Here is a 22247-nt window from a genome sequence, read left to right on the forward strand (position 1 = left end):
AAAAAAGGCTGTAAGATTTTGTCATCTTTAATAAGGGAATATAATGAACGCTGAAACTGCGCCAAAAAAGAAACAAGAAAACTCATTTTTAAATATTGCTTTAAACGTAATTATACCATCAGTTATTCTTACAAAATTTAGCTCTGATGAACATTTAGGACAAGTATATAGTTTAGTACTCGCACTTAGTTTCCCTATTGGTTATGGGGCTTACGACTACTTCAAGCAGAAAAAAGTGAACTTCTTTTCAGCTCTAGGCTTGTTCTCAGTCATCATGACAGGCGGTATAGGTTTATTCAATTTAAATAGAGATTGGATGGTTGCAAAAGAAACTCTAATTCCATTTTTTATGGGTATTGCTGTCATCATAAGTCAGTATACGAGTAAGCCTCTTGTGAAAACTTTTTTAGGTCAGATGATTGATATTGAGTTAATTGATAAATCTTTTGCAGATCATGGTCATACAGGTCTATTTGAAAAGAATCTAAAGATTGCCTCACTTTGTCTAGGAGGGACCTTCTTTGTTTCTGCAGTTTTAAATTATATACTGGCAATTAAAATACTAGTTGGAGAACCAGGAACTGTAGAATTTAATGAAAGCCTTGGGAAGATGACTGCATTGAGCTTTCCAGTGATTTCTGTGCCAATGGTAATAATGGTTGGGTTAATAATTGCTTATCTAGTGATGACAATTAAAAAAAATACAGACTTAGAAATAGAATCGATTTTAAAACAATAGGAAATTATGAAGTTTAAAAAGCTTGGAAGTACTGAAATAGATATTAGTCTAATATGCATGGGGACAATGACCTATGGTGAACAGAATACTGATTCTCAAGCTTTTGAAATGCTAAACTATGCATTCGATCAAGGCGTAAATTTTTATGACACTGCTGAGATGTATCCTATTCCACCAAAACCAAGAACTGTTCACAAGACTGAAGAAATTCTAGGAAGGTGGGAGTTATTTCAAAAGCAAAGAGATAAAATTATTATGGCCTCTAAGGTTGTTGGTCCCGGTGAGTTTGTAAAACATATAAGAAATGGTCCTAGATTAAAGAAAGAACATATTATTGCAGCACTTGAAGGATCATTAAGTCGCTTAAGAACAGACTATATTGACTTGTATCAACTGCATTGGCCTGATAGAAATACAAACTTCTTTGGTAAAAAAGAATATACTCATGACTCTTTAGAAGACATTGTTCCTCTTGAAGAGATTCTTGAAGCCCTTACAGAACTAAAGAAAAGCGGAAAGATTAGAGAAATTGGTGTTTCAAATGAAACTTCGTGGGGAGTGATGAAGTACCTTTCGCTAAGTGAACAACAAGGCTTTGCTAGAATGCAAAGTATTCAAAACCCTTACAATCTTTTGAATAGAACATATGAAGTAAATTTAGCAGAAGTAGCTCATAGAGAAAATGTTGGTCTACTCGCCTACTCACCACTAGGTTTTGGTGTTCTCTCAGGTAAGTATCTAAATGGACAGATGCCTGAAGGTGCAAGGATAACAAAATGGCCTCACTATAGTAGGTATTCAAATGTTCAAGCTGTTGAAGCTACAAAGATGTATGCAAAAATAGCTAAAGACCTTGGTATATCTCTAGCAACCTTAGCGCTATCTTTTGTAAACTCAAGATCATTTTTATCTTCTAATATAATTGGTGCAACTAATATGGAACAATTAAAAGAGAATATTGATTCTATTAACTACGAGTTAAGTACAGAAGCACTTGATCAAATAAATCAAGTACATCAAATTTACTCAAACCCTGCACCATAACAGGAGATAGAATTGCCTAGTATTATTAAAATCTATTAAACGATTAATAATACCCGATAGGTTATTTAATATTTATTTATTTTTTGGATAATTTCCGAAAAATAAACTAAAATAAGTTTATTGTATGCGTAACAAGGATAGTACACATGTCAATGATTGAAAGATTTTTTAAAGATTCAAAAAAGAATACTGAAGTTGAATCATCTCCGGTTTCTCTTGCTACTTATTTTCACGAGTTAGAAGGTAGTCCAGATTTTCCGTACACTCTAGCACTTAAGGCCTATGATAACTTAAAGGCCTCAGCAAATGGACAAGAAGAGTTATTCTATTTCCTTATGGAAGATTGTATCTTTACTTCGCTCTATGCAACTTTCTACGAAGAATTATTAATCACAATAAAGAAAAATAATGATGTAGCAATTCCACTGATTGACAGATTTGCAGATGACTCAGAAGATAGAGAGAGAATGATTGCTGAGCAAACACAGTATCATTTAAGCTTTATTGAAAATAAAGGTCTATGCCCAGGTTGTCCTTGTTGTGATAACCATCAAGATGTTGCAGAGCTAATTCAGTATTGGCAAAAAGGTGATATAGATTTTTTTACAAATCTTTATATAGGGATGCAGACAATTCAGTTTTCAATGGAAAACTTAATCTATGACATTATCCCATCAACTAATAATGTCATTACATTATTAAATCACAAGAATATTCTAGAATTTAGACAGTATATATTTGATTACGCAGAAGAAAAAAGCTTATAAAAGATCAAGAACCTCTTCATAAGAAGAGGTTCACTAATTTCTTAGTATCTCCAAAGACTAGAGGCCCAAGTAAAACCACTTCCAAAAGCGGCACTAGCAACTAACATTCCTTCCTTCAATTTACCTTCTTTAATGGCATCATGCATACCAAGAGGAATCGTAGCAGCAGTCGTATTTCCATATTTTTGAATAGTATTAAATATTTTTTCTTCTGGAATGTTTAGAACTTCTGCCACTTTTGAATTTATTCGTAGATTAGCTTGGTGAAATAGGAAGAGATCAATATCTTCAATCTTAACACCCATTTCAATACATGATTGAGTTAATGTTTCGGCCATTCTCTTTACGGCATGGACAAAAACAGTTTTTCCATTCATCTCAGGAAAGTGTAGCCCTTCATCTAAAAGAGCGTGACTAATTCTATCTGCACCAACATCAGTACCAGGAGCAGGAACCCATAACTCTTTTGCAAATGTTCCATCTGCATGGAGGTTTGTTGTCATGATGTGAGAATCTTTAGACTTATCTTTTACTTCAGTTCTAGATACAACCACTGCACCGGCTCCATCACCAAATAGAACAGACACAGATCGTCCAGCAGGAGTTTTATCAAGCCCTTTAGAGTGGACTTCAGCTCCAACAACAAGTACGTTCTTATGTCCACCAGACTGCACAAATTTATCAGCCAAACTTAGACCATATAAAAAACCTGTACACTGCTGTCTAATGTCAAAAACAGTAATGTTAGGAATTCCTAACTTCGTTTGTAGAAAACATCCAGTTCCAGGGAAGTCGTGATCAGGACTTAGTGTTGCAAATACGATCATATCAATATCTGAAGCCTGTAGACCTGCATCAGCAATAGCAATATTCGAAGCTTCAAGAGCAAGGTCCGAAGTACAAGTATTCTCATCAACCCAATGTCTTTGCTCTATACCAGTTCTTTGAATTATCCATTCATTAGAAGTATCCATCATTTCTTCAAGATCACTATTCTTATAAATTTTTGGTGGAACGTAAGAACCAACACCAGTAATTCGACTATTAAATGCCATAGCTATTCCTTTTTCTATAAATATCGGATCATTAAATGATAACAGCTGAATGAATTAGTGCAAATGGAAAGAAATGTAAGAAAAAAATACGATAATTTCTTGGCCATAAGAGAAAGCTTTGTTAGACTTAATTTAACCTTTAATCCAAGGATGGATAATGAGTTTAATTAGAATAGCTATTTGCTCGACATTTTTATTTAGTATCAACTCTTTTGCTCTTTTAAAAGACTACGATTACTACCCTGCTTCTTTAATAGAAAGTATTGAGAGCGGAGAGCTAAATTCTTCTGAAGTTAAAGAAGAGCTTTTTAAAGTATTAAGCTACATTCACATCAAAACAGATAATAAAGATCTCCTTACTGAAAAATGTCAAAAAGATCAGATTTGTTACTCTCAGGTAAGGACAATTTCATATAAGGAAGCCCGCATTGAGCTTTTTGGAAACTTACATCTAAAGAGAGATTATAGAGGAAGCTATACAGTAAAAGATCTGTACTGCGAAAAAGACTATGGAGAGAATCAAGGAATTGGCCCAGGTAAAATACCTTCAGCATCAGTGATGAACTGTGAGCACACCTGGCCTCAAAGTAAGTTTAACCCTAACCTAAGTAAATCTCTTCAAAAAACAGACCTTCATCACCTATACCCGGTAAACAATAGGGCAAATAGCTCAAGAAGTAATAACATATTTGCAGAGGTTAATGGTCGAGCAATCAATAACAACTGTACGGCCTCTAGTAGAGGAAATGCAATTGGAACGAATATCACGGCCTTTGAGCCTCCAACAAATCATAAAGGAAATGTAGCGCGAGCAATGTTTTACTTTTCAGTAAGATTTAAAATGCCAATTGGTGAGTTACAAGAGAACTACTTAAGAAACTGGAATCAAGAAGATCCTGTTGATGAAGAAGAAAGAGTTAGAAATCAAAAGATATATGAATTTCAAAATAATAGAAATCCTTTTATTGATCAACCAGACTTGATAAATACTATCCATGACTTTTAAAAATATTGCCATATTAGTTTCTGCTTTAGCTCTTACAGCTTGTACTTCCGTAAAAATGAAGGATACTCCAAAGCAATACTCAAAAGAGACAGTCAGAAGCTTTGAAGAAATTGAACGAGAGAATGCCTTAGAGAGATATAGACAGCTTCGACTCCAAAACTGGGAAAGAACAAAGAAGGGAAAGGTTTCTAACACTAGACCTAGACGCTACTACTCTCCTAGCAAACCGAGAAAGAAGACTGCACCTAAAAAAATTGTAGCTCCAAAGAAGATAATTATTCCTACAAACCCAGAAGAGCAAAAGATTGAAGTAGATCAAAATATTAAATTCTTCTGTATGGAAAAAAGAAAAGACCCGAGATTTAAAAGCTCAATGAGCTGTGAGTCTTATACTGCGAATATACTTAGTGCTTGTGAAGATTCTTACCAATGGAATGATAAGAAGCTTACAAACTGTGTAAAATCTAAATTAAAATAGAGTCACACCTTCAGAGATTTATAGTTTAACTTTTATGTCTTCGCTTAATACTTCTTCAGGCGCTTGAGTTGACTCAACTTCAATTTCTTCTTCTTTAACAAACCATTGTGGTTTTCTTAGTAATGATTCACCTTCTATTTCTTCCAGTCTCATTCTTTCTCTTAAGCTCATAAACACTCCTTGCTAGAACCTTATTCCTTTGAGAGTTCTTTTCGTTCTGTAGAACATAACTCAATCAAAGATATTTAGAATATCAGTAGTAATACTTAAAGTCAATGTAAGAACTATTAATACCACTTATACAAAAGTAGTTAACTAATTGAATATACTAATTTTAGCAATAAGATATGATCATGTAAGAAAGAATGAGATTCTAGACATTAAAGAAAAATACGCCTAGCTTAAGATTTGGGAGATTAAGGTAAAAAATGAGTAGAGAATATTGTGAAGTATGTACTAGAGCACTTAGAGGATGTATTTGTAAATATACAACAACCACTCTTAATAAGACTCCAGTAACGATCTTACGCCATCCTAGTGAAATAAAAAGTTTAAAAGGAACTGCTCAGCTTCTACTACTCTCTCTTAGTAATATTCGCTTATTTGACGGGGAAGAGTTTAACCAAGTAGATATCATACTTCCCAATGTAGAAAACATCCTAGTATTTCCAAGTGAAAATTCGATTAGGCTAAAAGACTTTGCAAACAAGCAAGAAACAGATAACAAAAAGCATTTTATTTTTATCGACGGAACTTGGAAGAAAGCTTACAAGATTCTACAACTGAATACTTACTTAAAAGATATTACTCATATGTGCTTAGAGCTAGAGTCAGACTCTCCATATGCTGAAGTCAGAAAGCAGAAGAGTGGTGGCCTAAGCACCCTTGAAGCCGTTGTGATGACGCTTAAAGAATTCGAAGGTGATGAACTCTATCGTCCACTTGAAAAGTCTTTTAATCAATTTATAGAGTATTTAAAGAAATTATCTACTTAACGTTTATTGATTTAATCTTATCAGTTATAGCAGCATTCTTTCTTGTTCCTGGACAATTTGTTTCTTCATAAACAAGACTAGATCTATTTGAGAAGTAATTCGATTTCTTCTTACCTTGGTACAACCAACTTCTTCCATACCAAAGAGAAACCTTAAAGGATCTATCAACAATTTCTTCTATTCTATAGATTCTTTCATTTTGTTTAGCATAGCTTGCGTAATTTGTTCTTGTCTCTTTAAAGCACTGTCCCGCTTCATAATCATCTAACTCAGACTGTCCAATGCAGGAGGTAAGAAAAGCGATTGGTAATAAATAAGTGATTAAAGAAGTTTGGTTCATAGGCCCTTTATTTAAGATCATATTCGTTTTAATATAACGGTAGTCTTAAAATAAGTTATTAGTATTATTTTCTATAAAATGAGCAAATCATATAAAGTTCATTAGTTATCTAAGTTAGATAAAAAGAGTTTATTAAATTATGTACTTGCTAAGTCAACCAACTCTTTCCCCCCCTACAAACTGCCCTTATATAAAGGGGCAAGAGTTTACTCAGGAATATTTTTTTGCTACAGAGTTAGACAAAAGTGAACTAGATATCATCTTAGAAAATGGCTGGAGAAAGTTTGGGAGATACTACTTCAGACCTAACTGCTCAAACTGTAAACAGTGTTTACCTTTGAGAGTATTAGTTAACGAAATTAACTTTAATAAAAAGCAAAGAAAGATATTAAAGAAAAATGAAGATATCGTAATATCAAAAGAGCCCCTAAGCTTTAGAGAAGAATATTATCAAATATATATTCAGCACAACAAAAGATTTAATACCTCAAAGAATACTTCAGAAGATCGCAATGAATTTACTGAAGGCTTCTTCACCAAGTCCTGCTCAAGCTTTATTTTATCTTACTCACTAAATGGAGTCATCATTGCTTGGGGAATATTAGATGAGGGAGCCAGTGGCATAAGTAGTGTTTATTTTGCATTCAATCCTGAACACTCTGCTAGGAGTCTTGGTCACTTTGGCGCATTAACTGAGATAAATTATGCTAAAGAAAACAACTACGACTATTACTACTTAGGTTACTATATTGAATCTAATCCATCTATGGCCTACAAGGCTTCTTATAGGCCTCATCAACTATTCAATTGGAGTTCAAGGCAGTGGGAAGATTAGCCTTGTCCAAGCTCCTTTAGACAATTATCTAAATGAAAGAGATCCGAAATTGCTCTAAACTTAGTTTCGTTTAAAACGGAGCTGTTTTTAATATTATCTACACCACTCACCCATAGCTCCCTATCTGCTCCAATTTTTCTATAGAGCTCTTCAATATAGCTTTGAGAAGAATTACTTTTGATTGAGAGTAATAAAATATTTGCTTCAAATGAATTAGTAGCATCTATTAATGGAGTCAGCGGTAAATTCGCTCCTAAATAGAAGAATTTAACACCGTAATGTGAACATAGAAGAGAGAATAAAATAATATCAAACTCGTCTAGTTCTCCACTTGGTGAGGCAATAGAGATAAGACTAGGATTTTTATTCTTACACTCGTAGCTCTCATATATTATATCTCCCACATGAAACTTCACCATAGAAAGTAAAGCATGCTCCTGTGCAATAGATAAGTTTCCTTGCTCAACCTTATGCCTTAGTTCAGATAAAAGTGGAGAGAGTACTTTAAGTGCTAAATCACGAGTATTAAGTGACTTTTTAAGTGAGCCAATCTCTTTTGATAAAACTTCAATCTGATAATTTTCAATAGCCTCTAAAAGTAATTTTAGAGATTGAGTGACTTCAGCAGTACTACTCGCCTTATACTTTACTGGACGAATATTCTGCTTAACTTTTCCAAGTCTCTCTAACATCTCTTTTAACTCAAGTGAGTCTTTATTAGCGATTGAGCCAATACTATTTCCAAGAGAGCAAAGTTCACTTAAGAGCTGTAGCTTCTCAATATCACTATCGCTATATAAACGACGACCAGAACTACTTCTAGCAGGGACAACAGCAAGGTAGCGCTTTTCCCAAGCTCTTAAGGTATGAGTTCCAACACCTGATAAATTTGAGGCAATTTTGATATTATACTTACTCATTGCTTTCTCCATGAAGACATAAATAATGTATAAGAGTTGTCTAGGCTAATCAAGAATTATTGGTGAACAAAACGAAAAGTTAAACTTATTCTCTCACCAGTTATAGATTTACTCTTATTAATTTGATGCTCCCAGTCTTTCTGAGTTGGAGGTAGCATAACGAGTAGGCTTCTATCCTCTAAGTTTAGAGAGAATTTTTCTTTGGATATTTTATTTCTAAAAGAAAAGACCCTTGAAACTCCAAAGCTAGCACAGGCAATAGTTGGCCTTTCACCTAGCGACACTTCATCGTCACTATGCCAAGAGACGTAATCTTCTCCATTTCTGTAATAGTTTCCAAGCATTCCATTAAAGCTTTCACTGATCTCGGCTTCGATCATTTTCTTAATCTTAATAAGTGAGACATTCCATGAGTTGTGCTCTATTTGAATATTGGAATACTCATAAGAAATATTCTCATCACCATACCAGCACTGAAGCCTTGGTATAGGATGGGTCTTACCGAACATACTTATCTTATCACTTCTCCAGTGCAACTCTTCTTTTAACAGTGGTAAATAATCAGATGAAAAGAAATTTGGATAATAAAGAATCTCTCCATTATTAAATGAATGAACCTCTTTATCGAATTTGAATACACTTTGATTCATTAGATTATTTCATCGGAGGAGAATAAAGAAGCCCGCCATTTTTCCAGAGAGAATTTAACCCCCTATCAAGTTTCAAAGAACTCTTACCACCTAAGTTTCTACTGAAAATCTCACCATAGTTACCGACTTTAGAGATAACTTCTCCAGTCCAATCATTTGATACGCCTAGAATTTTCTCAAAGTTAAAAGACTCACCAAAGAATCTCTTTACTCTAGGATCAGGACTCTTTCTCATAGCTGAAATATTAGAAGAGTTAATACCTAACTCCTCGGCCCATATTAATGAATAGATTGTCCAAGAAACAAGGTCTTTCCACCTCTTGTCTCCGGCCAAAAGGGCCGGGGCAAGGGGTTCTTTCTCAATTCTCTTTTTCAATAATCTGAAAGATTCAGGGGATGAAAACTGATTTCTTTCAGAAGTTAAAGTTGTAACATCCGAAGTAACTGCAACACACCTCTTCTTTAAGAAGGCTAAAAACAATTGATCATTATTATCAAAGCGAACTTGTCTTAGTCTCATCTTATGTAACTTAAAGTAATCTATTAAATTTTCTTGAGTTGTCGTATTATTTTTGACGCAAATCTTCTTATTATCTAAATCTAAAATACTTTTTATCCGACTGTTTTTTCTAACTAAAACACCTTGAGTATCAAAATAAACAACAGGAGCAAATTCAATATTATGAGTGACATCTCTAGAGAAATTCTTAGAAGTATTTCTACTTAGTAGATCAATTCTTTTTTCATTAAGAGAGCTAAATCTATCTTTTAAAGAGATTGGAAAATATTTTACTTTGGATGTATTGCCAAATAGAGCTGCAGCTACTGCCTTACAGATATCCACATCAAAACCACTCCATTCCCCTTTTTCATTTGGAGTTGAAAAGCCATTTAGACCTTCACTAACACCACAGTTTAAATGGCCTCTTTTCTTAATTGTTTCGATAGTATCTGCAAATGTAGGTAGAGAAAAAAGAAGGAGGATTAACATTAACTTCATAAAAATCCTTAATTAGTTACAGCAGTCTGCTCCATTATGGACATGATCATTACTTAATATATGATCAACTCTTCTCTTTACGTCAGACTTAAATTTTATGTCATGGAAGTTTGTAGCAATATTATAGAGCTTTCTTCTATCATATGTATGATAAAGATTATTCATATCCTTAATTGCATCAATTAATTCAGATGAACTACCGTTAGTCCAAATTAAACCAAACTCTCCTAGATAGCTTTTAAAGAGCTCACTATCTTTTGCAATAACAGGTCTACCACTTGATAGTGCTTTTAAAATATCTTCAGGGAAAGCCGTTTCTGATATATCAATAAGGGCCCTTGCATTTCCTAACATAGGAGCAAGTTCTCCAGAACATCTAACACCCATAAATCTAGGATCTTCCTCTCCTAGCTTTATCTCATCTAAATGAGCATCCTCTCCAAAGAAAACATATTTCATATTATACTGATCTAAAAAACTAATAAGTTCATTTGCACAATTCTCATCAACGCCCTTGGCATTAATAGCGTAATAATCAAACTCTTTGCCCTCTTTTGGAGTAAGAGGATAATCAGAAATATTAAAAGGAGGTGCGACAATACTAACTGGTCCTTCATAGAAAGTTTCAACGTATTTTTTCACGCTTTCATTTGGAACCCAAATTTCATCACTCATACAAAGTGCTGCTTTAGACCACTTTGTAATGTATGATTTGAATATCTTTTCTCTTAAGACTTTATCTTTTCTATTTAAATAATAGTGATCATAGAAGTAAGTAATAAGTTTAGTATTTTCACACTTTCTAATACCGCTAGACATACCATTTGAAATATTAATAATTAAATCAACAGAACAAGGAATAAAAAGATTGGAAGCGGCATTTGGAATTAAAAAAGAATTCTTAGCTAAGTGCTCTCTATCTTTAATTTTATGAGATAGATAAGTTGAACGTATCTTTCTTAGTTCGATAGTACCAAGCATGGCCTTTTCTTTATGAACAAGAGTATAAATAGTAGAGTCTTCATAGACCATGCCTAAGGTCTCTACTATTTCAGTATAATGATCTCTGATTAGTAAATCGTCACAACTAAGAGCTATATTCAAGTTACACCTATATAGATTTAAAGAACTCAGTAGTTCTTCTGATCCCTTCTTCAAAAGTAACTTTTGGTGAGAAATCACTCACACTTTGTAACTTCGTTAAATCTGGGCGTCTTCTCTTAGGATCATCTTTAGGAAGATCTAAGAATACGATCTTAGACTTTGAACCTAAAGCTTCAATGATAAACTTAGCAGTATCTAATATAGTGTACTCATCTGGGTTACCACAGTTAAATGGAGTTGGATCATCTGAGAACATAACAGTGTGAATAGCATCTACTAAGTCAGTAACGAAGCAAAATGATCTTGTCTGACTACCATCACCATAAACAGTGATATCTTCATTTCTCATAGCTTGGTTAATAAAGTTTGGAATAACTCTTCCATCATTAGGTCTCATTCTTGGACCATAAGTATTGAAGATACGAATAATACGAGTGTCTAATCCAAATTTTCTATGAAAGCTCATAGTCATTGCTTCAGCAAATCTCTTTGACTCATCGTAACACCCTCTTGGACCAAGAGTGTTTACATGACCTACATAGTCTTCTGTTTGAGGGTGAATTTCAGGGTCACCATAAACTTCACTTGTAGACGCTTCTAAGAATCTAGCTTTCTTTTCTAGAGATAACTCAAGAAGAGCTAGAGTTCCTTCACTATTTACTCTCATTATTTCCATTGGAATTAATCCAAAATCAATTGGAGATGCAGGAGAGGCCAGAGAGAAAACGTAGTCAATATCAACACCTGTAAAGTCAGGTAGCTGCTCATAAATATTACATTCATGAAAAGTGAAGTTTTCATATTTCTCTAATAATTCAATATTTGACTTACTTCCAGTGATGAAGTTATCAAGACCGATGACTTTAGCATCAAGGTTTAAATAAAACTCGCAAAGAGTTGATGGAACAAATCCAGCTGCACCTGCAACAAGAATTGTTTTGCCTTTTAGAGTTGTCGGTAGTTGAACCTTTGTACTCATTTTATATCTCCAAAATTATATCAATAGTGTTTTAATTGTATCACAGTTGAACCGATAAGTAATAATACCCCACCCATAATCTGTTGAAAAGTGAGGGCCTGATTTAGAAAGATCCAATTCACAATAACTGCGCAAAATGGAAAGAACATCTCAGCGAGGGCGCCTACTCTAGCGGAAACAAGTGTTAAACCTTTATAGTAAACAAACATTCCCAATAGCCCTGAAATGACTACCATTGCAATAATCTGACCCCAGATATTAACATCCATATCCATTTGAATATCACCAGTTAATAGTATTGGAATCAAACATATGAAGCCCATAAAAAACCTACCGGCCATTATTTCTTTCTCTTTAAATCCACATGTTGTGAGCTTCTTTCCAAAGACAGTTGAGCAACCCCAACTAAATACAGCAAGAAAAGTAAGAGCATAACCAAGAAGAAATTTTTGATCAAATAGACTTCTATCAAAGTCTACACTTCTCAGTCCACTAGCTATATCTTCATAAGAAATGAGAAGTCCACCGGCTAAACAAATTGCGGCCCAAATAATAAAGTCTTTTCTCATTTTCTCTTTTAAAATAATTGCGGCCAGTGATATTGCAATTATCGGCTGAAATTTCTGTAAAAGGATCACGAGAGAAGGATTAATTAATGAGAACGCCCTTGTAAAAGCAAGAGTTCCAATCGCAGAGCCTAAACCACCAATGATCAGAAAGTAAAAAACATAAGCAACCTTTGATTGCCAAAAGAGTTTTATTTTCTTAACAAATAATGGAATAAAAAATATTGTCAAAATAAGATGTTCAGTAAAGACAATACGGCTAGCAGAAATACCCTCACCTAATAGAGGGTAACGAATCAAAGTATCTATCGCCCAAAGAAAACAGGCTAAAAGTATATAAAGTATTCCCTGCATTTATTTACTCTCGTCCATAAATTTATCAAAGGACTCACGGGCCCGCGCAGAGGCTTTTGCTTTCTTTATCTTCTTTCTGAGTTTTCTATTCTTTCTTTCTTCTTTGTCTAACGCAATGGTTGGAAGTAGACCAAAGTTGATATTTGATGGACTTGGCTTAGGTACTGTCATTATATAGTTAACAAGAGCTCCAATTCCAGTATCTACTGGCCAAGAAGCAGGAGATTTTCCTTCTAACTTTCTAAGTACTTGCCATGCAACATAGAGTCCCATTGAAGCGCTTTCAGTATAGCCTTCAACTCCAGTAATTTGGCCTGCAAAATGGATAGTTTCATATTTCTTAGAACTTAGATCAAAGTTTAGAAGCTTTTTTGAATTTAAAAAACTATTTCTATGAACTGAGCCAAGGTGAATAAAGCTAGCCTCTTCAAAACCAGGAATTTTTCTAAAAACTCTAACTTGCTCTTTATATGTTAGTCTTGTTTGAAAACCTACCAGGTTAAATGCACTTCCAAGTAGGTTCTCTTTTCTCAGTTGAACACATGCATATGGAAGAGTTCCATCTTTCTTTTCAAGTCCAATAGGCTTCATGCAAGAAAACCGTGCTGTATCAACACCACGCTCGGCCATTATATCTACAGGTAAACAGCTTTCAAAAAACTTATAGTCCTCAAATTTTTGGGCCGGAACCTTTTCCGCCTTAACAAGTTCCCCAATGAACTCTTCGTATTCATCTTTAGTCATTGGCGCGTTTAAGTAATCAGCAGACTCGCCTTCCTCTTCGCTCAACTCTTTGTGACGATCTTTAAAGTATAACTTTGAATAATCTAAAGTATCAGCATCAACAACCGGAGCAATTGCGTCATAGAAGTAGAAGTCGTCTTCAGATAAATCAGTTGTTAGCCACTTCTCTAGCTTTTCAGTTGTCAGAGGTCCAGTCGCTACAATTGTATAAGAACACTCAAATTTCTTTTGAAGTTCTAGCGGATTTTCAGCCTCAACCTCATGAACTTCAATATTTTCATGTGATCTAAGGCCTTCTGTAATTGCCTTTGAGAATTCTTCTCTATTTACAGCTAGTGCATCTCCCGCAGGAACTGCATACTCCATACCTTTATCTAGGATATATGAGCCTAACTCTTTCATTTCATATTTTAAAAGACCATGCCCTGTATCAGGAGACATACTCTTTAATGAGTTAGTACAAACAAGCTCAGCATATGTTTTCATTTTTTGAGCGGGGTTTAAAAATAGAGTTTTACATTCTACAAGAACCACTTTGACGCCATGATTGGCTAAAAATATTGCTGCATCTGTTCCTGCTAGTCCTGCACCAATGACAAGAACTTTCTTACCTTCAAATTTCATTTTCCACTCTGCTGTTTTTTCGACTAAAATATGATAAATACAAAGCGAGAATTTACCTTTTAGGACACGTACATGCAAATAAACATACGCCAAACACACCATACAATTGGTGATTTTGATAACATTTTTACATATCTAAAAAATTTAATAGAGAAAAACGAAGATTCTAAGGATCTTTTTGTTTTCCCAGAGCTATTCCTGACTGGATATCCACTGCAAGACCTCTGCCTTCAAAGATCATTTATTGAGAGATATGAGGAGCTTTTAGATAAGCTAGACGCACTGAGAAATCCAAAGATGCCTACAATGTTACTTGGTGGTCTAGAGTATAAGATGGATCAAGATGGCATCCCTCTTAAGATTCGAAATGTAATATATGAATATAGCTCAAAAGGGCTAACTCCCCTCTACACTAAGAAGCTACTTCCTAACTATGACATCTTTGATGAACAAAAATACTTTTCAGCAGGAAGTGAGAACTCAATCTATAATTTTCAAGGAAAGTCTTTTGGGCTTCTTATTTGTGAAGACATGTGGATGAGTAGTATGCACACCACTGATCCTGTCAAAGAGCTTTTTGAAGAGGTTCAAGAAAAGAATATCCAATTAGACGGGGTCATTAACCTGTCTGCCTCACCGTTCTACCTTGGAAAAGATAAAACACGCTTAATTAGGGCCTCAGAAATTTCTCAACTCTTTGCTTGTCCATTCATCTATACCAATAGAGTTGGCGGAGAGGATGAGATTTTATTTGATGGCTCAAGCTTTGTTGTTAATGGTGCCCAAATTACACATAGAGCAAAGTTCTACCAGGAAGATGTTCTATCATATCAACTGGAGACCTTTTCAGGTGAGGTTGATCAAAAGAAAGCACTGAACGATAAAGTAAACTCTTGGGAATCCTTATTTAAGGCAAATATTACTAAGAATAAGGAAGGTAACTTTAGATTGCCCGAACTTACAGATGAAGATTGTGAAGAGATTCTCCAGTCACTTCGTTTTGGTATTCAAGAATATGCTAGAAAATCAGGTTTTAAAAACTTCGATGTGGCCCTTTCAGGAGGAATTGACTCAGCTCTTGTTCTTGCAATTATGAAACTCTCTCTTGAAGAAGGGCAAAACTTAGAGGCCATCTTTATGCCGGGCTTTTTCTCGGCAACTATGAGTTACGACCTCTCTTTTGAAATGTGTAAGAAAATTGGCGTAAAACTCTCTACATTTCCAATAAAGTTCGCTCACAGCTCACTTCGAAACCAGTATAACGATGTGTTTAAAGATCCGATGGAAGGTCTTTGTGATGAAAATATCCAAAGTAGACTAAGAGGTGCAATTCTTTACGCAAGGTCTAATCAAAGAAACTCAATGGTTCTCAATACATCTAATAAGTCTGAGTTAAGTGTTGGTTACTCAACTCTTTACGGTGACAGTGTAGGAGCAATAAGCCCACTAGGAGATCTATATAAAACAGAAGTATTCGCACTCTCTAGATATATTAATAAGAAGTATGGGGAGATAATACCTAACGGAATTATAGATCGTCCTCCTTCAGCAGAATTAAGAGAAGATCAAGAAGATTCCCAGTCTCTACCTGAGTACCCTATCCTTGATACTATTCTTGAGGGAATCCTCTCCTATAGACTTAGCCCTAAAGATCTCATTGAGATGGGCTTAAATAATGAAGAAGTAAGTAAAGTTTTCAAACTTTATTCACGAAGTGAATATAAGAGAAAACAATTCTGTCCAATTATTAAAATAAAGGCTAAAAGCTTTGGAACAGGTTACAGAATTCCAATTTGTAAAATAAATTAACATTAGGAGTAACAAATGGATTTTAAAGTTCAAGATTTTATGAAGCAATTAAAGAATATCGGAAAAGATATTGAAGACATTGTAAAAAACAACGAGCTAAAAGAAGTACAAAAGCAAGTTAAGTCTTTTGTGAAGAAAGCAGAAAAAGACGTTAAGAACCTTGTAGAAAAAGATGTAAATCTTCTTCTTAAAAAGTTTGAAACTGAAAAGAAGAGAATTGAAAAAGTCGTTGATAAGACTGTTCAAGCTGAAGTTAAAAAAGCTAAGGCCTTTGTTGACGATCAGATGAAAGAGCTTACTAAACTTCAAAAGCAAGTTGAAAAGTATGTTTCAAAACCAGCTCCAGCAGCTAAGACAACAAAGAAGAAAGCTAAAAAGACTACTGCCAAGAAAACAGTAACTAAGAAGAAAGCTACTAAAAAAGCTCCGGCAAAGAAGAAAGCGACTGCCAAAAAAGCTGTCTCTAAGAAAACAACTAAAAAGGCCACACCTAAGAAGAAGCCTGTTGCTAAGAAGACTCAATCGAGCAAAGCACCTGCTAAAAAGAAATAAATTAGTAATTTAAAAGAGAGGAGAAATCCTCTCTTTTTTATCCTGCCGCTTTTATAGAAAACTTTTCAATATATTCTAAAAATTCATTACGTAAAATAGGTTTTTGTAAATAATCATTGAATGAAGATTTATTTATCTTTTCAACTTCATTTTTAGAAGTGTGTGCAGTTAGAGCGCAAACAAAAAGGTCTTTTGCTTTCTCAGATTCACGAACGTCTTTAAGTACTTCAAAACCATCTTTAAGTGGCATTTGAATATCTAAAAAAAACATATCAAAATGTTCTTCATTAATTTTTGTAAGGGCCTCGTCTGCATCAGACACCATAACAAACTCATCAGAAGACTTCTTAACATAGAGCTTGAGTAAATTTAAATTATCTAAACTGTCATCAAGTAGTAATATGCGCACAGTCTACCTTCCCTTTAGAAATGTTAAAGTAAAAGTTGTCCCAATTTTTTCTTGGCTCTCTACTTCAACGCGTCCTCTATGCTTCTCAATAATATCTTTTACAATACTTAACCCTAAACCGGTACTCTTTTGACCTTCAAGTCCTAAACGTCCGAGTCCAGACATTTTAGAGAAAACCTTTTCCATATGCTTCTCGGGAATCCCTATACCAGAGTCAGTGATACTACACTTAATATAGTCTCCCTCTTCCCAAACTCTTGTAACTATCTTACCACCACTTGGTGTAAATTTAAGAGCATTTGAATAAATATTTGAAAACACTCTTCTCAACATTGGCTCATTGCCAAGAATAATAGGCTCTTTTACGTCAATTTTTAAGTCATACTCAAGCTGCTTCTTAGAAATCCCCTTAACCTGCTTGAGAATATACTCAACAACCTTAGTAACCTTAAGGTTTTTCATAGCGACTTCACCGCTCAAGTGCACTTCACTACAAGTTAGGATGTCATCAACGAGTGAGAGTAAATCTTTAGATGCATTATTAATAATATCTAAGATCTCAACGCCCTCTTCATCTAAATGAGTGTCTGACTTAAGAACATCTGTATAGCCAATAATTGAATTCAGAGGAGTTTTTAAGTCATGAGAACAAACAGCAAGAAACTGGTCTTTAACATTACTTAGATTCTTTAACTCTTCAATATATACATTAAGAGCTCTCGTATTTTGAGAACTTTCCAATTGTAACTTCATTTTTGTATAGAGCTCTTCTTTAAGAAATGGCTTAGAAATATAATCATTACCACCACTTCTATAAAACTCTAAAATCTCTTCTTTATCTAGCGTTGAAGAAGTAAAAATAATGGGAAGCTCTTTGAGTCCTAACTCATTTCTAATCTTCTTTGTTAACTCTGCCCCATTCATAGCAGGCATAATATAATCGACCAAGAGTAAGTCTGCTGACTCTTCTTCGAGATACTTTAAGCACTCCTCACCAGACATAAACCACTTAACAACAGAACCCATATTCTCGACATAGGAAGAGATAATTCGAGCAGAAGTCTTATCATCTTCTACTACTACAACCTTTGCCCCCTTCCACAATAAATCGGGCTCAAGGAGGTTTCTTGAGATTTTTATAATTTTAGCTAAATTGGTTCTATCTACAAAATCACTCCCACCATTTGAAATCGACTCAATTCGCTGGGATATGACATCATTCTCACCAAGAAATAAAATAGGAGTAGACGAAAGATTATAATCAATAACTCTTGAACTTCTTATAAAACGAGATATAGAAAACCCCACCTCATCAGCAGGCAAGAGAAAGAGACTTGGGCACCTCAGTTCTACAAAATCAGCGACTTCACTCTTAGTTGAGCATATAAATACGTTATATCCATTACTTATAAAAGTCTCTTGGATACGCTCAACTGAAAAATCTTGATGTTTTATAATTAGTACATTCATCGTTCTCTATTTATCGGATTATTAAGATTAAACTAAATTGATTTTACCACATAAAGATACGTAAACATTTATTAGTTAGCAAATCTTTAGGAAAAATTGTTATTGCCCATTCTTACTCATGGCAAAATAGTAATATGGTATATAATGAAAACTATAACTATTTAGAAACCTAAAATACAGGAGAAAAAGTGTGGACTTAATCTACGTGGAAATTGACGAGGAACTTGAGGATATAGTGCCTGGATTTTTAGAGAATAGAAGAAACGATATTGTGAAGCTTCTTAGTTTTTACGAAGAACGAAACTACGAAGAATTAGAAAGAATAGGCCATAAAGTAAGTGGAAGCGCTGGAGGTTATGGTTTTCATGAACTAGGAAAGATTGCAAAATCTATAGAGGTCAACGCCCCAAAAAGCAATGACGATACCCTAGGTCAGTTAATAAATGAGTTTAAGAGTTATGTGGAGAACTTAGAAATAAAATATATCAAGGTGGATTAATTGAAAGAAACAAAGAAGTACATTCTAGTTGTTGATGATGATCTAGATATACTAGTCTTCTGCGAAAAAATTCTTTCAAATATGGGCGCCGTAGTACTAAAGGCGGTTAATATTGAAGATGCACTTGTCAAAGTTCTTGAATATGCTCCCCATATAATTTTTCTAGACTTAGATTTAGAAAATGACTCAGGATTTAAACTCTTAGATACTTTAAAAGAAAAAGGGATCTTAGATAAAATCACAGTAAATATTATCTCAAATAAACAGACTAAAGAGTCGATAATTCTATCTAAGAAATATGGTGTTCAGAATTACTTAATAAAACCATTTAGCAATAACACCCTTGTTAACACTGTAAAAAAGTACTCACGATCATCAGATCTCCCTACTTATGAAGCAGAAAGTAAATACATAAAGGCAAAGATGTTCATACCTGGAGAGCTCGTTAAGTTTAATGAGATATCACTCGTATTTAGGTCTCGAGTCAAATTTATGGAGAAAGAGAAAATAGAGATAAGTAGTAGCTTCTTAAATGAAATGAAAATAAAGAAAGGTCATATAAAAATATATCAAAAATCGAGAGATATAAATCCCGGAATATATGACACTGTGATGCAGCTAATAGGACTGCCAGAAGCAATGCTTCAAGCAATTAGAAAACGACAAAAAAGAAGGGTCTAAATTGGACAAGAGAAAAATACTTACTATTGATGATGACAATGACATAAATGTATTTCTTAAAGAAATACTTTCTGAAGAAGAATACTTTGTTAGAACGTCAAAAACAGCTCCAGAATTCTTTGAAGAGTTCAATAAGTATGTACCTGACTTATGTGTAGTTGATCTAAACCTAGAGGCTTCAAAAGGCGCTGGCTACGAAATTCTAAGGGCCATCAGAAAGAAATTTGGTAATCAAATAAAGATTGTCATTGTTTCAAGAAGATCTCAAGAAGAGGACATACAGAAAGGTCTTGATTTAGGAGCTGATGACTATATTACTAAGCCACTAGATAAAACCACTGTCCAATGTAAAATTAATGCAGTCCTTGGAGATATGTATAAAGATTCATCATCACTTCCCTATTTTGCGGTTCCTTCAAACTCACGAGAGTCACATATAGAACTAGACCTTGAAGTAGTGAAGCTAACTGAGGAAAGTGTCACATTTAAATCATCTAACTTTATCTCAAAAGGAAATAAAGTAAGAATGACTGGTGAACTTTTTGAGAAAATATCTACATCAGCGAGTGTTTTTGGAACAATTTTTTCAACGACCAAAGATGAAGGTTCCCTAACTTACACAGTAACTGTAAAATTTGATTTTGAAGACTTAGAACTTATGACAAATATTAGAAAAGTTCTATTTGGGATAAAGACCATTTAGTCGATATTCGTCATTTTCTTAATCACAGATTCAAAAGTTTCTTTATCAAAAGGCTTATTCATAAAGTAAGTATTTCTCTGATCAATATCATAAAACTCTTTTAAGTAGAGATCATTAGAAGAGATATAGATTATAGGAACTTCTATTTTGAGCATATCCCTTAACATTCCTCCAAGCTTAAAACCATTAACATGCTTTAAGTTCACATCAATGACTAGGACATCTGGTTTATTTTCTGAAACAAAGTCCATAGCTTGAAATTCATTTTCAAATGAATGCCCATGACCAAGGTCACAATTTTCAATGAAGTTATTTAAGAGGGCAACCATCTCAGATGAGTCATCTATTACTATAAACTTCAAGTTCATCTGCGCTCCTCCTATGTTTCACTCCCAACTGGTAAGTAATACTCTAGTTTATACTTTTTAAGATAGTAATTAACATTGAAACCATTACTGTCTCTTGTTTGTAGAGATATTCCTTTTGAAAGTAGATACTTAAATATTACTTCATTGCGTTTAGCGACAGCAATCATTAAATATGTACGTCCCTTAACTCTCCGATTTAATGGAGCTCCAGCCTCTACTAGCATTTTAACAATATTGAATCTTTCTTTAAATATGGCAAAATATAGAGGCTCTCTGCCATCATTATCTTTAACTGTAAGCTTAGCTCCTTTGGAGATTAAAAACTCAACAATTTCGGGTAAATCTTTAACCACAGCAAAGTGAAGAGCTGAATATCCTCCACGACAAAGAGTATCGACCTTCTCTCCTGCTTCAAGTGCAAGCTTAGCTTCTTTCATATCTTCTAAAAATACGGCCAACATAAGTCTGGTATAGCCTGCATCGCTTCTAGCAAGAGGACCCTCATCTTTTAAGGCCTCAAGATCGCTAATATGCTTAATTCTAAGGAGTTCTTTTTCATCACTACTGAGCCCTTTTCCAGATATAATAGTTAGCTCATCACCAATACTTTCTTCTAGTTGATTTTCAATATTCCCTAAAGTGCTTTCTTCTTCCTCGCCTGTAACAAGGGTAACTTCTTCGGTTAAATCTTCTTTGGAGCCTTTGATTATTTTCTTTCTCTCTTTCCCTTCTTCTTCTTTTTTACCAGCAATGTGTTTAATATCATCTGCTAGATCTTCTTTCTCTCCTCGCACAAGTTGGCTACTTGATTGATCATCTTCACCACCGGATAGGACATATTTAGAGTTATCAGTTAAGCTATCCCCTAGGCCCTTAACGATCTGCTTAGACTCCTGAGAATCTTTTTCTCCTGAAACAACTTCAGACGTATCTGTTAGATTTTCTTTAGCGCCTTTGACAACTTGCTTTCCATCTTTATTATTTTTTTTTCCAGAAACAACTTGTGTCTCATCATTAAGATCCTCTTTGGCACCTTGAACAACTTGGCGCTCATCGCCACCTTCATCGAATCCTTTGATATCAAAAGACTCATCTCCAATATCTTCACCTTTACCTTTAACCGTATGGGTGTCTTTGCTCGAATCGAATTTAGTACCTCCATACTCAAATTCTTTATATTTTTCTAGGAGATTTAGGATTTCATCTTTAGTAAAAGGCTTGGGAAGACAATCCAATATGGTGACATTCTTTTCTAGTACTCTCTGACAATACGCATCAGTCAAGTATGAGCTCATCAAGAAGATAGGTCGTCGACCACTTTTCTTTAAGACCTTATGACTAGTTTCATTATTGCCAATAACAATATCTAAAAATATAAAGGCTATATCTTCATGCTCTAAGTGAATTAAAGCTGTTTCATTATCAAAGGCAAAATGTAGCCTATAATCCAAACCTTTAAAGTGGATTTTTAGAAGCCTATGAATGTCTAAGTCATCATCTACGATAAGAATATGTTTCATAACTCTACTTCGGTATCTTTCTTAAAATTCGTAAGT

Annotated in this window: 26 protein-coding genes; 12 read left to right on the forward strand and 14 right to left on the reverse strand. The window is 34.4% G+C overall.

The genetic code is table 11. The features are described 5' to 3' along the window. The first annotated feature begins 43 nt into the window (after positions 1 to 43). The 3 genes from ABX784_RS00735 (at position 44) to ABX784_RS00745 (ending at position 2550) form a co-directional block, all read left to right on the forward strand. Positions 44 to 739, forward strand: coding sequence for a VC0807 family protein (locus ABX784_RS00735; RefSeq protein WP_372651415.1), 696 nt, complete (start codon positions 44 to 46; stop codon positions 737 to 739). A gap of 6 nt (positions 740 to 745) precedes the next feature. Beyond that, positions 746 to 1783 (forward strand): aldo/keto reductase, encoded by a 1038-nt coding sequence (locus ABX784_RS00740; protein WP_372651417.1) that lies wholly within the window; start codon positions 746 to 748, stop codon positions 1781 to 1783. 146 nt (positions 1784 to 1929) lie between these two features. Further along, positions 1930 to 2550: a hypothetical protein gene (locus tag ABX784_RS00745; protein ID WP_372651419.1), complete on the forward strand. Its 621-nt coding sequence runs from the start codon at positions 1930 to 1932 to the stop codon at positions 2548 to 2550. Positions 2551 to 2591: 41 nt separating this feature from the next. Here the strand turns inward: ABX784_RS00745 and ABX784_RS00750 are convergent, their stop codons facing one another. Continuing rightward, entirely contained in the window at positions 2592 to 3605 is a 1014-nt protein-coding gene (locus ABX784_RS00750; RefSeq protein ID WP_372651421.1) for a 3-oxoacyl-ACP synthase III family protein, read from the reverse strand. A gap of 157 nt (positions 3606 to 3762) precedes the next feature. Here ABX784_RS00750 and ABX784_RS00755 point away from each other — a divergent pair, with 157 nt between their 5' ends. Together ABX784_RS00755 and ABX784_RS00760 are read left to right on the forward strand one after the other, a co-directional pair. After that, a complete protein-coding gene (locus ABX784_RS00755; RefSeq protein ID WP_372651423.1) occupies positions 3763 to 4611 on the forward strand; it encodes an endonuclease I family protein in 849 nt (282 codons plus the stop codon). Further along, positions 4601 to 5089 (forward strand): hypothetical protein, encoded by a 489-nt coding sequence (locus tag ABX784_RS00760; RefSeq protein ID WP_372651425.1) that lies wholly within the window; start codon positions 4601 to 4603, stop codon positions 5087 to 5089. Before ABX784_RS00755 ends, ABX784_RS00760 begins: the two co-directional genes overlap by 11 nt. Positions 5090 to 5107: 18 nt before the next feature. Here the strand turns inward: ABX784_RS00760 and ABX784_RS00765 are convergent, their stop codons facing one another. Next, positions 5108 to 5260, reverse strand: a complete 153-nt coding sequence (locus ABX784_RS00765; protein ID WP_372651427.1) for a hypothetical protein — start codon at positions 5258 to 5260, stop codon at positions 5108 to 5110. A gap of 257 nt (positions 5261 to 5517) precedes the next feature. On the opposite strand from ABX784_RS00765, the gene ABX784_RS00770 reads away from it, so the two are divergent. Further along, positions 5518 to 6084: a tRNA-uridine aminocarboxypropyltransferase gene (locus tag ABX784_RS00770; protein ID WP_372651429.1), complete on the forward strand. Its 567-nt coding sequence runs from the start codon at positions 5518 to 5520 to the stop codon at positions 6082 to 6084. On the opposite strand, the gene ABX784_RS00775 is transcribed toward ABX784_RS00770, so the two are convergent. Further along, on the reverse strand, positions 6077 to 6424 hold the full coding sequence (locus tag ABX784_RS00775; RefSeq protein WP_372651431.1) for a hypothetical protein: 348 nt from the start codon (positions 6422 to 6424) through the stop codon (positions 6077 to 6079). The genes ABX784_RS00770 and ABX784_RS00775 overlap by 8 nt on opposite strands. Positions 6425 to 6563: 139 nt before the next feature. On the opposite strand from ABX784_RS00775, the gene ABX784_RS00780 reads away from it, so the two are divergent. Then, positions 6564 to 7259 carry an arginyltransferase gene (locus ABX784_RS00780; RefSeq protein ID WP_372651434.1) on the forward strand — a complete coding sequence of 232 codons (696 nt, stop codon included), beginning with the start codon at positions 6564 to 6566 and terminating at the stop codon, positions 7257 to 7259. Here ABX784_RS00780 and ABX784_RS00785 read toward each other — a convergent pair. From ABX784_RS00785 to trmFO, 7 genes are read right to left on the reverse strand one after another with little or no spacing between them, the layout of a single operon-like run. Further along, positions 7256 to 8179: a MerR family transcriptional regulator gene (locus ABX784_RS00785; protein WP_372651436.1), complete on the reverse strand. Its 924-nt coding sequence runs from the start codon at positions 8177 to 8179 to the stop codon at positions 7256 to 7258. The genes ABX784_RS00780 and ABX784_RS00785 overlap by 4 nt on opposite strands. 56 nt (positions 8180 to 8235) lie before the next feature. Beyond that, positions 8236 to 8829 carry an alpha-ketoglutarate-dependent dioxygenase AlkB gene (locus tag ABX784_RS00790; RefSeq protein WP_372651438.1) on the reverse strand — a complete coding sequence of 198 codons (594 nt, stop codon included), beginning with the start codon at positions 8827 to 8829 and terminating at the stop codon, positions 8236 to 8238. Positions 8830 to 8833: 4 nt separating this feature from the next. Then, positions 8834 to 9829: an amino acid ABC transporter substrate-binding protein gene (locus ABX784_RS00795; RefSeq protein WP_372651440.1), complete on the reverse strand. Its 996-nt coding sequence runs from the start codon at positions 9827 to 9829 to the stop codon at positions 8834 to 8836. A 12-nt stretch (positions 9830 to 9841) separates the two neighbouring features. Continuing rightward, positions 9842 to 11011 carry a hypothetical protein gene (locus ABX784_RS00800; protein ID WP_372651444.1) on the reverse strand — a complete coding sequence of 390 codons (1170 nt, stop codon included), beginning with the start codon at positions 11009 to 11011 and terminating at the stop codon, positions 9842 to 9844. After that, entirely contained in the window at positions 10941 to 11912 is a 972-nt protein-coding gene (locus ABX784_RS00805) for an NAD-dependent epimerase/dehydratase family protein (protein WP_372651446.1), read from the reverse strand. The genes ABX784_RS00800 and ABX784_RS00805 overlap by 71 nt, the downstream gene beginning before the upstream one ends. Positions 11913 to 11932: 20 nt before the next feature. Continuing rightward, on the reverse strand, positions 11933 to 12832 hold the full coding sequence (locus tag ABX784_RS00810) for a DMT family transporter (protein ID WP_372651448.1): 900 nt from the start codon (positions 12830 to 12832) through the stop codon (positions 11933 to 11935). Beyond that, a complete protein-coding gene (gene trmFO, locus ABX784_RS00815) occupies positions 12833 to 14200 on the reverse strand; it encodes a methylenetetrahydrofolate--tRNA-(uracil(54)-C(5))-methyltransferase (FADH(2)-oxidizing) TrmFO (RefSeq protein WP_372651450.1) in 1368 nt (455 codons plus the stop codon). Between the two features lie 72 nt (positions 14201 to 14272). On the opposite strand from trmFO, the gene ABX784_RS00820 reads away from it, so the two are divergent. Both ABX784_RS00820 and ABX784_RS00825 read left to right on the forward strand, forming a co-directional pair. Then, positions 14273 to 16009, forward strand: a complete 1737-nt coding sequence (locus ABX784_RS00820; protein WP_372651452.1) for an NAD+ synthase — start codon at positions 14273 to 14275, stop codon at positions 16007 to 16009. Between the two features lie 15 nt (positions 16010 to 16024). Beyond that, on the forward strand, positions 16025 to 16561 hold the full coding sequence (locus ABX784_RS00825; RefSeq protein WP_372651454.1) for a hypothetical protein: 537 nt from the start codon (positions 16025 to 16027) through the stop codon (positions 16559 to 16561). Positions 16562 to 16598: 37 nt separating this feature from the next. Here ABX784_RS00825 and ABX784_RS00830 read toward each other — a convergent pair whose 3' ends face one another. Further along, on the reverse strand, positions 16599 to 16970 hold the full coding sequence (locus ABX784_RS00830) for a response regulator (protein ID WP_372651457.1): 372 nt from the start codon (positions 16968 to 16970) through the stop codon (positions 16599 to 16601). A 3-nt stretch (positions 16971 to 16973) separates the two neighbouring features. Continuing rightward, positions 16974 to 18440 (reverse strand): response regulator, encoded by a 1467-nt coding sequence (locus ABX784_RS00835; protein WP_372651459.1) that lies wholly within the window; start codon positions 18438 to 18440, stop codon positions 16974 to 16976. A gap of 190 nt (positions 18441 to 18630) precedes the next feature. Here ABX784_RS00835 and ABX784_RS00840 point away from each other — a divergent pair, with 190 nt between their 5' ends. Genes ABX784_RS00840 through ABX784_RS00850 form a run of 3 tightly spaced genes read left to right on the forward strand, consistent with a single transcriptional unit; the run spans position 18631 to position 20323 of the window. After that, the gene (locus ABX784_RS00840) at positions 18631 to 18939 is read left to right on the forward strand and encodes an Hpt domain-containing protein (protein WP_372651461.1); all 309 of its coding nucleotides are present in this window, start codon (positions 18631 to 18633) and stop codon (positions 18937 to 18939) included. After that, on the forward strand, positions 18940 to 19620 hold the full coding sequence (locus ABX784_RS00845; RefSeq protein WP_372651463.1) for a response regulator: 681 nt from the start codon (positions 18940 to 18942) through the stop codon (positions 19618 to 19620). Between the two features lies 1 nt (position 19621). Beyond that, entirely contained in the window at positions 19622 to 20323 is a 702-nt protein-coding gene (locus ABX784_RS00850) for a response regulator transcription factor (protein ID WP_372651465.1), read from the forward strand. Here ABX784_RS00850 and ABX784_RS00855 read toward each other — a convergent pair. After that, complete coding sequence (locus ABX784_RS00855) at positions 20320 to 20691, reverse strand: response regulator (protein WP_372651468.1); 372 nt, start codon at positions 20689 to 20691, stop codon at positions 20320 to 20322. The genes ABX784_RS00850 and ABX784_RS00855 overlap by 4 nt on opposite strands. 11 nt (positions 20692 to 20702) lie before the next feature. Continuing rightward, entirely contained in the window at positions 20703 to 22211 is a 1509-nt protein-coding gene (locus tag ABX784_RS00860; protein WP_372651470.1) for an ankyrin repeat domain-containing protein, read from the reverse strand. Between the last annotated feature and the right edge of the window lie 36 nt (positions 22212 to 22247).

Source organism: Halobacteriovorax sp., assembly GCF_041587335.1.
Lineage (GTDB): Bacteria > Bdellovibrionota > Bacteriovoracia > Bacteriovoracales > Bacteriovoracaceae > Halobacteriovorax.

What these genes read in the sequence shown, in the direction of transcription:
- ABX784_RS00775 (WP_372651431.1), bottom strand. Translation starts at nt 6,424, where the DNA reads ATGAACCAAACTTCTTTAATCACTTATTTATTACCAATCGCTTTTCTT.
- ABX784_RS00805 (WP_372651446.1), bottom strand. Translation starts at nt 11,912, where the DNA reads ATGAGTACAAAGGTTCAACTACCGACAACTCTAAAAGGCAAAACAATT.
- trmFO (WP_372651450.1), bottom strand. Translation starts at nt 14,200, where the DNA reads ATGAAATTTGAAGGTAAGAAAGTTCTTGTCATTGGTGCAGGACTAGCA.
- ABX784_RS00735 (WP_372651415.1), top strand. Translation starts at nt 44, where the DNA reads ATGAACGCTGAAACTGCGCCAAAAAAGAAACAAGAAAACTCATTTTTA.
- ABX784_RS00820 (WP_372651452.1), top strand. Translation starts at nt 14,273, where the DNA reads ATGCAAATAAACATACGCCAAACACACCATACAATTGGTGATTTTGAT.
- ABX784_RS00825 (WP_372651454.1), top strand. Translation starts at nt 16,025, where the DNA reads ATGGATTTTAAAGTTCAAGATTTTATGAAGCAATTAAAGAATATCGGA.
- ABX784_RS00835 (WP_372651459.1), bottom strand. Translation starts at nt 18,440, where the DNA reads ATGAATGTACTAATTATAAAACATCAAGATTTTTCAGTTGAGCGTATC.
- ABX784_RS00790 (WP_372651438.1), bottom strand. Translation starts at nt 8,829, where the DNA reads ATGAATCAAAGTGTATTCAAATTCGATAAAGAGGTTCATTCATTTAAT.
- ABX784_RS00785 (WP_372651436.1), bottom strand. Translation starts at nt 8,179, where the DNA reads ATGAGTAAGTATAATATCAAAATTGCCTCAAATTTATCAGGTGTTGGA.
- ABX784_RS00740 (WP_372651417.1), top strand. Translation starts at nt 746, where the DNA reads ATGAAGTTTAAAAAGCTTGGAAGTACTGAAATAGATATTAGTCTAATA.
- ABX784_RS00770 (WP_372651429.1), top strand. Translation starts at nt 5,518, where the DNA reads ATGAGTAGAGAATATTGTGAAGTATGTACTAGAGCACTTAGAGGATGT.
- ABX784_RS00795 (WP_372651440.1), bottom strand. Translation starts at nt 9,829, where the DNA reads ATGAAGTTAATGTTAATCCTCCTTCTTTTTTCTCTACCTACATTTGCA.
- ABX784_RS00755 (WP_372651423.1), top strand. Translation starts at nt 3,763, where the DNA reads ATGAGTTTAATTAGAATAGCTATTTGCTCGACATTTTTATTTAGTATC.
- ABX784_RS00745 (WP_372651419.1), top strand. Translation starts at nt 1,930, where the DNA reads ATGTCAATGATTGAAAGATTTTTTAAAGATTCAAAAAAGAATACTGAA.
- ABX784_RS00780 (WP_372651434.1), top strand. Translation starts at nt 6,564, where the DNA reads ATGTACTTGCTAAGTCAACCAACTCTTTCCCCCCCTACAAACTGCCCT.
- ABX784_RS00810 (WP_372651448.1), bottom strand. Translation starts at nt 12,832, where the DNA reads ATGCAGGGAATACTTTATATACTTTTAGCCTGTTTTCTTTGGGCGATA.
- ABX784_RS00860 (WP_372651470.1), bottom strand. Translation starts at nt 22,211, where the DNA reads ATGAAACATATTCTTATCGTAGATGATGACTTAGACATTCATAGGCTT.
- ABX784_RS00765 (WP_372651427.1), bottom strand. Translation starts at nt 5,260, where the DNA reads ATGAGCTTAAGAGAAAGAATGAGACTGGAAGAAATAGAAGGTGAATCA.
- ABX784_RS00750 (WP_372651421.1), bottom strand. Translation starts at nt 3,605, where the DNA reads ATGGCATTTAATAGTCGAATTACTGGTGTTGGTTCTTACGTTCCACCA.
- ABX784_RS00855 (WP_372651468.1), bottom strand. Translation starts at nt 20,691, where the DNA reads ATGAACTTGAAGTTTATAGTAATAGATGACTCATCTGAGATGGTTGCC.
- ABX784_RS00760 (WP_372651425.1), top strand. Translation starts at nt 4,601, where the DNA reads ATGACTTTTAAAAATATTGCCATATTAGTTTCTGCTTTAGCTCTTACA.